A 13118-nucleotide genomic window follows, 5' to 3' on the forward strand; every position below is an offset into this window, starting at 1 on the left:
ACAATCGTGAATCGTAAAACTTACACCTTCGATGAAGCGTTTAAAGCTTCACTGGACTACTTTACCGGCGACGAATTGGCCGCAAAAGTATGGGTAAATAAGTATGCCTTGAAGGATGCATTCGGGAACATCTATGAGGAGTCCCCCGTAGACATGCATCACCGCCTGGCAAGTGAAATTGCCCGTGTAGAAAAGAAGTATCCTAACCCGTTGTCGGAAGAGGAACTCTTTAACCTGTTTGATCATTTCCGCTACATCGTGCCGCAGGGAAGCCCGATGACGGGAATTGGCAATGATTTTCAAATTGCCTCACTCTCTAACTGTTTTGTAATCGGATTGGATGGAGAAGCCGATTCATATGGTGCGATTATTCGAATTGATGAGGAACAAGTGCAGTTGATGAAACGTCGTGGCGGTGTTGGTCACGATTTATCACATATTCGTCCGAAAGGATCTCCTGTTAAAAACTCGGCGTTGACATCGACTGGTTTGGTCCCTTTTATGGAACGTTATTCAAATTCAACCCGCGAAGTGGCCCAGGACGGTCGTCGTGGAGCCTTGATGCTTAGCGTTTCCATCAAGCATCCGGATTCGGAGTCGTTTATCGATGCCAAGATGACGGAAGGGAAGGTGACGGGGGCAAATGTCTCTGTGAAGATCGATGACGAGTTTATGCAGGCGGTAGTCAACGGGACTCCTTATAAACAACAATATCCGATCAACTCGTCTGAACCCACCACCGTGAAGGAGATCGATGCGGCCGGACTCTGGAAGAAAATCATTCATAATGCATGGAAGTCGGCCGAGCCGGGCGTGCTTTTCTGGGATACGATCCTGAAAGAGTCAGTGCCCGATTCGTATGCTGATCTCGGATTCCGTACGGTTTCGACCAACCCTTGCGGTGAGATTCCTTTGTGCCCGTACGATAGTTGCCGTCTGTTGGCGATCAACTTATATTCGTATGTCGTTAACCCGTTCACGAAGGATGCCTATTTCGATTTCGACCTGTTCCGCAAGCATGTTATCCTGGCACAACGTATCATGGACGATATCATCGACCTGGAATCTGAAAAGATTGAGAAGATTCTGGAGAAGATCGATGCCGATCCCGAATCTTTGGAGGTAAAACAGAGCGAACGCCACCTGTGGGAGAAGATCCAGAAAAAGACTTTGCAAGGACGCCGTACCGGTGTGGGTATCACCGCCGAAGGCGACATGGTCGCCGCCTTAGGGTTGCGTTATGGTACGGAAGAAGCAACGGATTTTGCCGAGAAGGTGCAGAAGATGTTGGCTTTGGCCGCTTACCGCTCTTCGGTGGAAATGGCCAAAGAGCGTGGCGCATTCGAAATTTACGATGCGAAGCGGGAAGAAAAGAATCCGTTCGTCAACCGCCTGCGAGAAGCCGATCCGGAGCTATATGACGACATGGTAAAATATGGCCGCCGTAATATCGCTTGTCTGACAATCGCCCCGACCGGGACGACCAGCTTGATGACGCAGACTACTTCGGGCATCGAACCGGTATTCCTGCCCGTATACCGCCGTCGTCGCAAGGTGAACCCGAACGATGCGGAGGCACGCGTCGACTTCGTAGACGAAACGGGTGACGCTTTCGAAGAATATATCGTATTCCATCATAAGTTCGTAACCTGGATGTTGGCTAACGGCTTCTCCGCTTCCAAGAAATATACGCAGGAAGAGGTGGAAGAGTTGGTTGCCAAGTCTCCCTACTATAAAGCAACTTCCAACGACGTAGACTGGTTGCAGAAAGTCCGTATGCAAGGACGCATCCAGAAATGGGTGGACCACTCCATCAGCGTGACGATCAACCTGCCGGCCGATGTGACGGAAGACCTTGTGAACTCTTTGTATGTGGAAGCCTGGAAGTGCGGTTGCAAGGGCTGTACGGTCTATCGCGACGGTTCCCGTTCAGGCGTATTGTTGTCTACGGATAACAAGAAGAAGAAAAAAGAGGATTGCAATTGCATGGAGCCGCCGGTTATCGTGGCTACCCGTCCGCGCGAATTGGAAGCCGATGTGGTGAAATTCCAGAACAACCGCGAGAAGTGGATCGCATTTGTCGGTTTGCTGAATGGCCGCCCGTACGAAATCTTCACCGGTCTTGCCGATGACGACGAAGGAATCATGTTGCCGAAGAACGTTTCGAAGGGTAGCATTATCAAGAGCTATGACGAGGACGGTAAGAAGCATTACGACTTCCAGTTCAAGAACAAGCGTGGTTACAAGATGACGATCGAAGGTCTGGACGGCAAGTTCGACCCTGAGTTCTGGAACTATGCCAAGCTGATTTCCGGCGTCTTGCGCTACGGCATGCCGATCGACCAGGTGATCAAGCTGGTTCAGGGCATGGAGCTGAATAACGAATCGATCAACACCTGGAAGAACGGTGTGGAACGCGCATTGAAGAAATACCTGCCGAACGGTATGGAAGCAAAAGGCCAGAAATGCCCGAATTGCGGACATGAAACACTTGTCTACCAGGAAGGTTGCCTGATTTGTACCAATTGCGGCGCTTCAAGATGCGGATGATTGGAAAATTTTCATTACTATATAAATGCCATGAAAGTCACCTTTAATATCAACTTCCATACCGTTTGGGGGCAGAAGTTATGTGTTGTCGGGTCGATTCCTGAGTTAGGGGCCTGGGAGCCGGCTTTGGCAAAGGAAATGAGTTATAAGGGGGATGGGAACTGGCAGCTTGAGCTGGAAGTGACCTCTCCCGTCAGGGATATAGAATACAGGTATTTCCTGAGTGTAAACGACAAGCAGATATTCGAGGAATGGGAAAAGAACCATCAGGTATTCTTTATCGGTCAGGCAGATCAATATACCTTATATGATTATTGGCAGGTTCGTCCTGCCAATCTGGCCTTTTATTCCTCTGCATTTACTAAAAGCTTGTTCGCCCATCCGTGCAATACGCACGAACGGGTGGTAAAAAGCGGGAAACGGCTTACGATCAAGATATCCGTCCCGCGTGTCGAAAAGAACCAGCGCGTGGCTATCACCGGCAATCAGGAATGCCTGGGCAACTGGCATCCCGATAAAGCGTTAATATTGAGTTGCGACACCTTCCCTGTCTGGCATATAGACCTGGATGCGGGTGACATTTCCTATCCGTTGGAATACAAGTTTCTGATCTGTGATGACCAGCAGCAACCTTTATACTGGGAGGAAGATGAGAACCGTGTCCTGAACCTGCCTCCGCAACAGGTGGGAGAGACGGCGATCGTTTCGGGCCTTTATTTCCGGGATAACCTGCCTCTGTGGCGGTGTGCCGGTTCGGTCATCCCGGTTTTTTCCTTACGTTCGGAAAAGAGCTTCGGGGTCGGCGACTTGGGGGATTTGCGTATGTTGGTCGATTGGGCCAGGAAGACGCGCCAACGTGTCATCCAGGTGCTCCCGATGAACGACACGACAACGACGCATACCTGTACCGATTCGTATCCCTATAGCGCCATTTCGATTTATGCCCTTCACCCGATGTATATCAGCCTGTCCGATTTGGATGTAGAGACGCACGGCCGCGTGTCTCTACGGGACCCTGAAAAGGCGGCCTTTTTCGCCCGGAAACAGGCCGAGTTGAATGGGTTGGACGCCGTCGATTACGAACAGGCGGTTCGATATAAATTAGAATATTGCCGGGAATACTTCAGGCAGGAGGGGGAAGCGATCCTGTCCACCCGCGGATATAAGGAGTTTTTCGTGCAGAACGAGCCTTGGCTGATGCCCTACGCCGCCTATTGCTACCTGCGTGACACGTACCGGACTTCCGACTTTACACAATGGAAAGAAAACTCCGTATTCGACAAGAACAGCATCCGTGAGCTTTGTTCCGCGACGGGCAAGGCATACCCGGAAATCTCTTTCCTGTATTTCCTGCAATATATCCTGCATACCCAGTTTAAAGGCGTTTCCGATTATGCCCGCAAGAACGGGATCGTGCTGAAAGGCGATTTGCCTATAGGGGTGAACCGTACGAGTGTCGAGGCATGGATGGAACCGAAATACTTCAATATGAACGGGCAGGCCGGCGCTCCGCCTGACGATTTCTCCGTGAACGGCCAGAACTGGGGATTCCCGACCTATAATTGGGATACGATGGAGAAAGATAATTTCTCCTGGTGGAAGAAACGTTTCCGCAAGCTGGAAGACTATTTCGATTGTTTCCGTATCGATCATATCTTAGGCTTTTTCCGTATCTGGGAAGTGCCGCTGGATTATGTGCAGGGACTTTGCGGGCATTTCAACCCGGCTTTGCCGCTTACACCGAACGAGATCGAACAGTACGGATTGAGTTTCAACGAAGCCCGCCTGACTACCCCGCATATCAACCGCGAGTTTCTGCCCGAACTGTTTGGCGACCAGACGGAAGAGGTCATCGGCACGTTCTTAGCGCAATCGTCATCGCATCATTTCGTGTTGAAATCCTTCTGCGATACGCAACGCAAGGTCGAGGCCCTGTTTGCCGGGAAGACGGACGAGGCATCCCTTCGGATCAAGAAAGGACTGTTTGCCATAGCCAATGAAGTGCTGTTCCTGCGCGATCCGCGTGAACCGGATAAGTTCCATCCGCGCATTTCGGCCAGCCAGTCCTATCTGTATCGCGAGTTGAGCGCTACCGACCGGTATGCTTTCGACCAGTTATATTGGAACTTTTTCTATCACCGCCATAACGAGTTCTGGAAGGCGCGCGCCTTTAGCCGCCTGACCCCGTTGGTAGGCAGCACGAATATGCTGGTATGCGGCGAAGACTTGGGGATGATTCCGGAGTCCGTGCCCGATGTGATGAACAAGTTGCAGATATTCAGCCTGGAGATAGAACGTATGCCCAAGACCCCGCAACGCGAGTTTACGGACCTGTACAACCTGCCCTATCATTCGGTTTGCACGACATCCACCCACGATATGACGCCGCTCCGTAGCTGGTGGAAAGAGGACCGTGCCAAGACTCAGCGTTATTACAACAATGTGTTGGGGCGTGCCGGGGATGCACCGGAAGAATGTACGGCTGATATAGCGGAACAGATCGTCTCCAACCATCTGGCAACGGCTTCGATGCTGACCATTATCCCCATGCAGGACTGGTTCGCAATGGACGATTCCGTCAAGCGGAAAGATTACGAAGCGGAGCGTATCAACATCCCGTCCGTCTCGAACCACTACTGGCGGTACAGGATGCACATCACATTGGAGAAACTGATCGAGGCAGACAGCCTGAACAACAAGATTACGGAGCTGATTAAGAATTCAGGAAGAAAATAGAACAAGAAGGTGTGTCAAAATTCATTCGCCGCCATCCCGGACTTGATCTTTGAGTGGTCAAGCCCGCCAGGACAAAACGGAATTTTGACACACCTGCCTTAAATAATGTCAATCAGTAAGTCGGATTTTATTTCGATGCGCTTTCCTCCCCTGACATCTTGCAAACCCCGTTGAAGCGGGCGTTCGGTTCGATCTCCAGGGTTTGGGCGAATATGTCGCCTTTGATGACGGCGGTCGCTTTCAGGACAAGTTTGGCACTGACGTGTACGGAACCTTCCACTTCTCCCAATATTTCGGCATTTGCGGAAACGATGTTTCCCGTGACGTTCCCTTTCGGGCCGATCACGATCTTGCCGCTACAATTCACATCCCCTTCGATCTTTCCATCCAGGCGGAAGTCTGTTTCTGTCATGATATTGCCTTTAACGGTCGTGCCGGCGGCGAGGGTATTATGCAGGCCGCCATTCGTGTTTTCTTCTTTTTGCTTTATTCCCATCATATTTCGTGTTGTTTGTTAGAGACCTACGGTCGTACGTCTCTGCATATCGCAAATATAAGACTATTTTTTGGCAGAAAGGTTTACTTTATTTACATTTACAGATAAAATAACGAATTATGACAACAAAGATAGAACTGGAGGAAATGAGATTCTATGCCTACCACGGCGTAATGCCGCAGGAGGCGAAGGTGGGGAACAATTTCGTTGTGAATCTGACCCTTACGGCTCCGTTGGAACAGGCCGTGAAGAGTGACGAACTGGACGATACGATCAACTATGCCACCGTCTATGCGGTTGTAAAAGAGCAGATGGATATCCCTTCCAAGCTGATCGAGCATGCGGCAGGACGGATTTTGTATGCCCTGAAAGAACGCTTCCCTGAGTTGACCGGTATCGAATTGAAATTTAGCAAGTTAAACCCTCCTTTCGGAGGCGATGTCCATAGCGCGTCGATCCTTCTTGGCGAGACGTTTCTACCACCTTATCGTGACAAATGACAATATTGTCATTTGTCACGAAAACAAGGAAAACATAGCTTTCTGTGCACGAAAACTATGTTTTGTATGAGGCAAAGCATAGTTTAACAAATATTCACTGCTTAGTTAGCCTCGTTTTTTTGCGAGAGGGGCTATGCGATGTATCTTTGTGTCATATAAAGCACAAATAATATAATTCACCATGGCATTTACCAACAACGTAATGATTGTCCGCCACGGATTGCTGGCGAAGTTAGTGAAACTTTGGAAGGAAAACCGTCTGCTCGAAGAGATAGACCGGTTGCCTATCGAGTTGAGTCCTCGTAAGTCGAAAGTCATCGGCCGTTGCTGTGTGCACAAGGAGCGGGCCGTATGGAAGTACAAGACACTGCCGCTGCTCGGATTCGATATGCAGGACGAGGTCGACGAGCTGACCCCTTTGTCCGAATACGCCAAACAAGCGTTGCTGCGTTCGGAAAACAAGAAAGAGAACCTGATGTGCGTGGTGGATGAAGCCTGTTCGTCCTGCGTGCAGGTGAACTATGAGATTACGAACCTTTGCCGTGGCTGCGTAGCGCGCAGTTGCTACATGAACTGCCCGAAAGACGCGATCCGCTTCAAGAAGAACGGGCAGGCGGAGATCGATCACGACACCTGCATCAGTTGCGGCAAATGCCACCAGAACTGCCCCTATCATGCCATCGTGTATATCCCGATCCCTTGCGAGGAGGTCTGCCCGGTGAAGGCGATCAGCAAGGACGAGTACGGGGTGGAACATATCGACGAATCCAAATGTATCTATTGCGGCAAATGCGTGAACGCCTGTCCTTTCGGAGCGATCTTCGAGATATCCCAGGTGTTCGACATCCTGCAACGCCTGCGCAACAAGGAACCGATGGTGGCCATTGTCGCCCCGTCCATCCTGGCCCAGTTTGCGGCTCCGGTGGAGAAGGTCTACGGCGCCATCAAGTCGCTGGGCTTCCTCGAAGTCGTCGAGGTGGCGCAGGGAGCGATGGAGACGACCCGCCACGAAGCCGAAGAGCTGAAAGAAAAGTTGGCGGAAGGCCAACCGTTCATGACGACCAGTTGTTGTCCTTCCTATATCCAGCTTGCCGAGAAACATATCCCGGACTTGAAGAAATATATTTCGACTACCGGTTCGCCGATGTACTACACCGCCCGGATCGTGAAGGAGAAATATCCGGATGCCAAGATCGTGTTCGTCGGCCCGTGCGTGGCGAAGCGGAAAGAGGTGAAGATGGACCCGTGTGTGGATTTTACGCTCACGTTCGAAGAAATAGGTTCGGTGCTGACCGGTATGGATATCAAGGTGGAAGAGGCACAACCGTTCTCCGTCCTGTTCAATGCCGTACGCGAGGCACACGGTTTTGCACAGACCGGCGGCGTGATCAACGCCGTGAAGGTTTACCTGAAAGAAGACCAGGTCGCCAACCTCAACACGATCCAGGTGGCCAACCTTACGAAGAAGAACGTCGCTTTGTTGCGTGCATACGCCAAGACGGGCAAGGCTCCGGGACAATTCATCGAGGTGATGGCCTGCGAAGGCGGTTGTGTGACAGGCCCGTGTGTGCATGGCGACAGGGCTGCCGGGCAGAAGCAGTTGCTTAAAGAGCTTACTAAATACTAAATATTAAACGCAAATGATGAAGAAGATTGTTTTACTCTTTTCGCTGGCGGGGACGTTGCTTCTGACGGCATGCGGACCGCGGGAGATTCCTGCGAAAGGAGATTTTACCGTACGTGTGTTTGACGATACGCCCGTACGGTTTGCACCGGATATCTATCCGGGCGCTTATAATGCGCCGGGGCCGGACAGCATCTACCATCTGGTGAACGGGCGTATCATCCTGAAGAAAATAACGTTGCCCGAATACGAACGCAATGTGTCTGTCAAATTGAAGGTGACGATTGCCTCCAACGGCGACCGCTGGGATAAATCCGGTTCCTGTTTCGTCCTGCCGAAGGCTTCGGGCATCAACCTGCTGAACATCGCTAAGGGAGAAAAGCAGTTCCCGGAAGTGGATAGTACGAAGCTGGAACACATGGTCGGGATCGTTGCCGGCGAAGATTATAAACCGACGGTCGAGCTGATGCGCTTCATGACCCCCTTCGGGGTAGGGCATTTCAGCGCCCCCGACGACAGCCTGACGCATAACCGCAAGCCGGTCTATATCGACCATTGGGAAGATAGCGTCAGTTGGGAACAGGATATAACCGACCTGTATCCGCTTTTGGAGGGGGGAGCCTATGTCGGCATCTTTATCGACACCTGGACGACGGAGGGCTATATCGCCAGTATGACCATCGATGTGGATGAATCCGGCCTGGCTTATGATCCGCTGGCCCGCCGCCATGTGGAGCCGTTGATGAATACGGTCTATTACGAAGGGCAGACCTATCCCGATATCTTTGCCCGCCGGGACGTGTCGACGGATTTCGAGATTCCCGCCGGTGCGCGTAATGTCCGGCTGAAATATATCGTGACCGGTCATGGCGGCCATTCCGGTGGTGATGAATTTGTCGAGAAACGCAATATCGTTTCGGTCGATGGGAAAGAAGTGCTGAACTTCATCCCCTGGCGTTCGGATTGCGCCTCTTTCCGCCGTTTCAACCCGGCAACGGGCGTGTGGCTGAAAGAACGCCTGGCCTCTTATATCGGCAAGGACGGTTATTCGGAAAAGAAGGTGGAAGAACCGTTAGGATCGTCCGACCTGTCACGTTCCAACTGGTGTCCGGGTTCGGATGTGATGCCTGAAGAGGTTCTCCTGACGGATATCGCGCCGGGCAAGCATACCTTCACGGTCAGCATTCCCGAAGCAGCCGGGATAGACGGGAACAAGCTGAACCATTGGCTCGTGTCCGCTTATCTGGTGTGGGAGGAATGAAGCATAAATGTGCCGATATGTATAATATGCCAATATACCGGTGAAGAGGAATGCTCTTGAGGTATCCCATTGGCATATTATCCCGTTGGCAGTTTATTAATTATTAATTAAATAGAGTATTACCATGGATTCATTGTTGCCTTTCTTTCTATTATGTTTTACCTCGTTTTTTACGCTGACAAATCCGTTAGGTACGATGCCTGTCTTTCTGACTATGACGAATGGCATGAGCGAGGAGCAGCGTCGTGCCATTGTCCGCCGCGCCACGATCGTGTCGTTCCTGACGCTGATGGTTTTCACTTTCTCCGGGCAATTCCTGTTCAAGTTCTTCGGTATTTCGACAAACGGGTTCCGTATTGCTGGCGGTATCATCATCTTCACGATCGGCTTCGACATGTTGCAGGCGCGCTATGCGAAAGCCAAGCTGAAAGAAGAGGAGGTGAAGACGTATGTGAACGATATTTCCATTACGCCCCTTGCCATCCCGATGCTTTGTGGTCCCGGTGCGATCGCCAATGCCCTGATGCTGATGGACGATGCCGTGACATTGGCAAAGAAGTGTATCTTGATCGGGACGATCGGACTGATCTATTTTATCACCTACCTGATCCTCCGCGCCTCCACCCGTCTGAACCGCTACATGGGCGAGACGGGCAATAACGTCATGATGCGCCTGATGGGATTGATCCTGATGGTGATCGCCGTAGAGTGTTTCGTGAGCGGTTTCAAGCCGATCATGATCGACATTTTGCAGCACTCGAACCTGTAAAAAAGACGAGGGAAGGCATTGCTTTCCCTTGCAATTGCCGGTACAGTCCGGTAAAGAATGCTGTTTTTTGTATCTGCCTGTTTAACATGCTGTTATGTTTAAAAGGAAGAGAAAGCGGACAAATGTGGACAGAATGGACACCCGATATATTAATTTTCCGAGGGGGGATTGATCCCTCTGCAAAATGGCAGAATAAAATCCTTTTCCCTTTTCCTTTTTTTCCCGTTGCCGGGGGATTAATCCCCCGGCAAAATAGAAAAATAAATCCTTTTCCTTTTCCTTTTTTCCCTTGCCAGGGGATTAATTCCCCGGCAAAATAGAAAAATAAATCCTTTTCCCTTTTCCTTTTTTCCCTTGCCAGGGGATTAATTCCCCGGCAAAATAGAAAAATAAATTCTTTTCCCTTTTCTTTTTTCTCCCTTGCCGGGGGATTAATCCCCCGGCAAAAGAGATGATGACACCCTATAGGATATATTTTTTACTCAATAGGGCAGAGGACTCTGCCCTATTGGGAAGCGGATGGGTTTATGTATGGTAAATATACACTTATTTATGAAAGCCGGTCTTGGGGGAGCCTGGAAATTGTGGACATCCGACTTGCATCAGACATGCATCCCAAAAGCGGTTTTTGGAAGGGGTTTTAGGGACTTTTTGTTGATTATTAGCGTTTTAGTAAAATGTCGGGATTTTTATATATCGGGTGTCCATTCTGTCCTTACTTGTCCGTTTGCCTGCAAAATTCTCTCTGTTTATAGCTCCGTAAATCTCTTTTTCCCCTGTAAATAGAACGCTAAGATCAGGCTTCCTTTTCGCAGCTCCGGAATGTCGGAAAGTTTTGTTTTGGCGAGATTCTCACGGCGGACCGGTTCGTAAGACGGTTTTAGCTCGTGGAACGCCTTCCGGGCCTCATACACCGCGCGGGCGTTCGGGTAATGGCCGGTCAGCAGAAATTTGGCTGCGGCAATATAGTCCAGCCAGAAACGTGCACGCATCACCTGTTTCAAATCCTTTTCCGGCAAATTCTTATATAGCATCAGCAGGTTGTTACGGAAGTTGAGGAACGTCTTGCGCGGACTCTCGACATTCAGCGTCGCGCCTCCCACGTGGTACACGACCGACGACGGCGTACAGACCAGCCGGTAGCCGCGCGAACGTAGCCGCCAGCACATATCGATTTCTTCCTGGTGGGCAAAGAAACCGGCATCGAGGCCGCCGGCCTCCTTGTAGACCGCCGTACGGACGAACAGGCAGGCTCCCGTGGCCCAAAGCAGGTCGGCCGGCGTGTCATATTGCCCGGCGTCTTTCTCGACGACGTGCAGGACGCGTCCGCGGCAATACGGATAGCCGTACCGGTCCATATATCCCCCTGCCGCTCCGGCATACTCGAAATATTCCTTGTTCCGTTGGGCGCGTATCTTGGGCTGGACCCCGGCTATGGTTTTGTCGGCGTCCATCGCGGCGACAGGCGCATCCAGCCATCCCGGAGTGACTTCGACATCGCTGTTGAGCAAGACCGTGTATTCGTGTCCGATGTGTTTCAACGCCTGGTTATATCCCTCGGCAAAGCCGTAATTCTTATCCAACCGGATGATGCCGACCGTCGGAAACTTTCTCTTCAGCATCTCGATGGAATCGTCCGTAGAGCCGTTGTCGGCAACGATTACATCCGCCCATTCGCCGGGCGTGTAAGCGACAACGGAGGGCAGGAACTCCTCCATCAACGCCCGGCCGTTCCAGTTCAGGATAACGACGGCAAGACGTTTGTTCGGTTGAAAGTTGAAAGTTGAAAGTTGAAAGTTTTCGTTTGTTTTCATATTGTGTGTGCTCTTTTTTTGGTGTAATTTAACTTTCAACTTTCAACTCTCCACTATCAACTCTCTTATATTTCCATCTCTTATGCGTCCAAAGCCACCCCGACGGATTGCGTAAGATACATTTTTCCATCAGGCGGGCATATTGTTCGGTGATCCAGTTTTCGGGAGTCTCTTTGGGAGTCTCGGTTATCAGTTTCATATCTACGGTATAGTAGCCGCGTTTCACCTGCTTCGTATCGAGGAATATGACAGGCAAATCCAGTTTGCGGGCAAGGCGTTCGGGGCCGGTCAGGATGGAGGAATCCTGGTTCAGGAAGTTCGTCCAGTAGTGCAGGTTGTTCCGGCTCGGCGTCTGGTCGGCGATAAAGATCACGACACAACGGGTTTTGTCTTTTTTCAGGGTGATGACATCGCGCACGGTGTCCTGTTTCTTGATCCCGAAGGAGCCGAATTTCGTACGCAGGTTGATGAACAGGCGGTCGAAAGCCTGGTTACTGAGCGGCCGGTAAATCTGGTAGATACGGGAGTCCTTGAAACGGGAGGTCGAGCCGGAAAACCATTCCCAGTTGCCGTAATGTCCCATCAGGAGGATGAAACAGGTGTGCCCTTTCTCCATCAGCTTGTCTACCAGTTCGGGATTTTTCAGGAAAGCCCGGCGTTGCAACTCTTCGAGGGAGATGTGGGCGAGCTTGATCGTCTCGACCACGTAGTCGGCGAAATGGTGGTAGAACTCGCGTTCCAGCCGGCGTAGTTCGGTGTCCGATTTATCGGGGAAAGAGGCTTTCATATTTTGCCTGACGACCTTCACCCTATATCTGACAACCTTATAGACCAGCACATAAAGGATATCCGATAACATATACAGCGCCCACATCGGCAATAGGGCATGAACCTTTACCCAGCTATAGATAAGCGCATATTGTATTTTATTCCACATAATGGTTTTATTAGTTTTTATTTGTGTAAATGCTGATTTATCTGTTACTTTTCTCTTGAAAGAAAAGTAACCAAAAGTTCAAGGCCGAACCTGCTTCGCTACTCCGTTCCCTCCGTTCGCTGTCGCATCTGAAACTCGCTTCGCTTGGGACAGCAGACGCTCCGGACGCTCTCTGCGCTTAACGCTCACCAGCTTAGGCCGGAAATAGAGCCTGACGGCTCTTCGGGGATTGCCGATGCTGCCTGCTCCTTTGCGATCCCGCATCAAGTGCGGGAACAGGCTTGTGCCGTAGGCTTTCTTTTGCCGTCTGCTTCAGCAGACGGATAGATGATTGTTCCGGCTTTGCCGGTTCCTCTGTGGGTTTTAACCCCTTTAAATATAATATATGAAAAGGGACTAAAGTCCACAGAGGAAGAGGCAAAGCCTCCAGA

Annotated in this window: 10 protein-coding genes; 7 read left to right on the forward strand and 3 right to left on the reverse strand. The window is 50.8% G+C overall.

Annotated features, from left to right (window positions below):
- The first annotated feature begins 6 nt into the window (after positions 1-6).
- On the forward strand, positions 7-2550 hold the full coding sequence (locus H8S65_RS06010) for an adenosylcobalamin-dependent ribonucleoside-diphosphate reductase (RefSeq protein WP_186929095.1): 2544 nt from the start codon (positions 7-9) through the stop codon (positions 2548-2550).
- 30 nt (positions 2551-2580) lie between these two features.
- Positions 2581-5286, forward strand: a complete 2706-nt coding sequence (locus H8S65_RS06015; RefSeq protein WP_186929096.1) for a 4-alpha-glucanotransferase — start codon at positions 2581-2583, stop codon at positions 5284-5286.
- Positions 5287-5413: 127 nt separating this feature from the next.
- On the opposite strand, the gene H8S65_RS06020 is transcribed toward H8S65_RS06015, so the two are convergent.
- Complete coding sequence (locus tag H8S65_RS06020) at positions 5414-5782, reverse strand: bactofilin family protein (RefSeq protein ID WP_186929159.1); 369 nt, start codon at positions 5780-5782, stop codon at positions 5414-5416.
- Between the two features lie 119 nt (positions 5783-5901).
- Here H8S65_RS06020 and folB point away from each other — a divergent pair, with 119 nt between their 5' ends.
- The 4 genes from folB to H8S65_RS06040 all read left to right on the forward strand — a co-directional run bounded on the left by folB (position 5902) and on the right by H8S65_RS06040 (position 9936).
- On the forward strand, positions 5902-6282 hold the full coding sequence (gene folB, locus H8S65_RS06025; protein WP_186929097.1) for a dihydroneopterin aldolase: 381 nt from the start codon (positions 5902-5904) through the stop codon (positions 6280-6282).
- A 181-nt stretch (positions 6283-6463) separates the two neighbouring features.
- Positions 6464-7909, forward strand: coding sequence for a monomeric [FeFe] hydrogenase (locus tag H8S65_RS06030; RefSeq protein WP_186929098.1), 1446 nt, complete (start codon positions 6464-6466; stop codon positions 7907-7909).
- A 13-nt stretch (positions 7910-7922) separates the two neighbouring features.
- Complete coding sequence (locus H8S65_RS06035; RefSeq protein WP_186929099.1) at positions 7923-9167, forward strand: PNGase F N-terminal domain-containing protein; 1245 nt, start codon at positions 7923-7925, stop codon at positions 9165-9167.
- A gap of 124 nt (positions 9168-9291) precedes the next feature.
- The gene (locus H8S65_RS06040) at positions 9292-9936 is read left to right on the forward strand and encodes a MarC family protein (RefSeq protein ID WP_005648061.1); all 645 of its coding nucleotides are present in this window, start codon (positions 9292-9294) and stop codon (positions 9934-9936) included.
- Positions 9937-10685: 749 nt separating this feature from the next.
- On the opposite strand, the gene H8S65_RS06045 is transcribed toward H8S65_RS06040, so the two are convergent.
- Positions 10686-11750 carry a glycosyltransferase family 2 protein gene (locus H8S65_RS06045; RefSeq protein ID WP_186929100.1) on the reverse strand — a complete coding sequence of 355 codons (1065 nt, stop codon included), beginning with the start codon at positions 11748-11750 and terminating at the stop codon, positions 10686-10688.
- A 28-nt stretch (positions 11751-11778) separates the two neighbouring features.
- Complete coding sequence (locus H8S65_RS06050) at positions 11779-12687, reverse strand: lysophospholipid acyltransferase family protein (protein ID WP_186929101.1); 909 nt, start codon at positions 12685-12687, stop codon at positions 11779-11781.
- 144 nt (positions 12688-12831) lie between these two features.
- On the opposite strand from H8S65_RS06050, the gene H8S65_RS06055 reads away from it, so the two are divergent.
- Complete coding sequence (locus H8S65_RS06055; protein ID WP_186929102.1) at positions 12832-13014, forward strand: hypothetical protein; 183 nt, start codon at positions 12832-12834, stop codon at positions 13012-13014.
- The last annotated feature ends 104 nt before the right edge of the window (positions 13015-13118 follow it).

Origin of the sequence: Parabacteroides hominis (assembly GCF_014287585.1) — a bacterium.
Taxonomy (GTDB): domain Bacteria; phylum Bacteroidota; class Bacteroidia; order Bacteroidales; family Tannerellaceae; genus Parabacteroides; species Parabacteroides hominis.